Source organism: Oleiphilus sp. HI0079, assembly GCF_001635105.1.
Map to the genome: position 1 here is coordinate 1 of NZ_LWFT01000922.1, position 1,159 is coordinate 1,159.

The 1,159-nt window shown below is 48.9% G+C and carries 1 protein-coding gene and 1 pseudogene; both read right to left on the reverse strand.

What is annotated here, in order from left to right:
- Positions 1-656 (reverse strand): annotated as a pseudogene (locus tag A3750_RS17010) (hypothetical protein); the annotation flags it as partial.
- A gap of 150 nt (positions 657-806) precedes the next feature.
- On the reverse strand, positions 807-1,159 hold a 353-nt coding region (locus A3750_RS17015; protein WP_156498675.1), incomplete at its 5' end, for a response regulator.

Here is a 1,159-nt window from a genome sequence, read left to right on the forward strand (position 1 = left end):
GCATCGATACCAATCCAAAGCTGCCCTATGACGGAGCCTTTCGGGGCGATGGGCGATTTCACCAGTATGACGCGCTCGTTCTTTTGAGCAGCATCAAGCGCTTTATTGACAGAGCCGCGGCCACTCCCTTCGCTAATGAGCTGTTTTACGAATGGGTCGCGTCTATCGACGTAGCGGGTCATTCTCTCCTCGTATTGGTCAAAAAACACCGCTAACACGATACTTTCCTGGGCATCCATCAGCTCGACGATTTCGGTGAGTCTTGGGATGTTCTGATCCCAAATCAACGGCGCGGAAAGTTCGCCAACCAAATTGGCCATCATCGAGATATTGTTGACTAAAAGTGCGCGACGCTTATCACCTATGGCTGTCGACTGGGTTTCCAATTGTTGCGCAAGCTGCTCACCCATTTGTTGCCGACTTTCGCGCTTCATCGTATCCAGTGCGCCCAAGAGTTCTTCTCGTACAGTCTCTTGCGCGATGGCCTGTTTTTCAAACGAGGTGTCTAGATGCGATCTTGCTTCTGCTTCCAGCTCTGATGCCTGATAGCTGATTAGCCATGCACTCGCTAAAACCTGCACAATGCCGGCGGCAAGCAATAAAAATAGCACTGGTCGTAACAAGCGGCTTTTGAAAACAAACGCGAACTTCTGCACAGAGTAATCCTCACAAAGTAATGTGCATTACTTTAGTCGAATTACGCGTTTTTGCTTTGTTTGGCGTTCTTATCTTAATAAGGTTGTGTGATTGAGACAGAAATACATTTGTGGATTCCGCCTCGGTTCATTAATGCCCCAGCGGGGGGCTTAATGTTCGTGAATATGCGTAAGCCAAGCTCTGAGTTTTGCCGGTTTGACTGGTTTACTTAAAAAATCAAAACCGCGCTGTCGCGCATTTATAGGGAGATCTGGGTCGGGCGCGGCCGAGATGATACATACAGGCAAATCCTCACCCCAGATGTCTCTCAGAGTTTCTGCAAGGGTCAGGCCGTTAAAGTGCTCATCGTTAAGTTGAAAATCCATGAGTAGGGCGTCGGGCGCGGAGTGCTGCTCGCTATACTCAATCGCATCATTAGCGATTTGAATGCCCGTCAGTTTACATTGCCAGAGATGAAGGAGTGCCTCCGTCGCACTAATGTTTTCTGCACCATCATCTACAT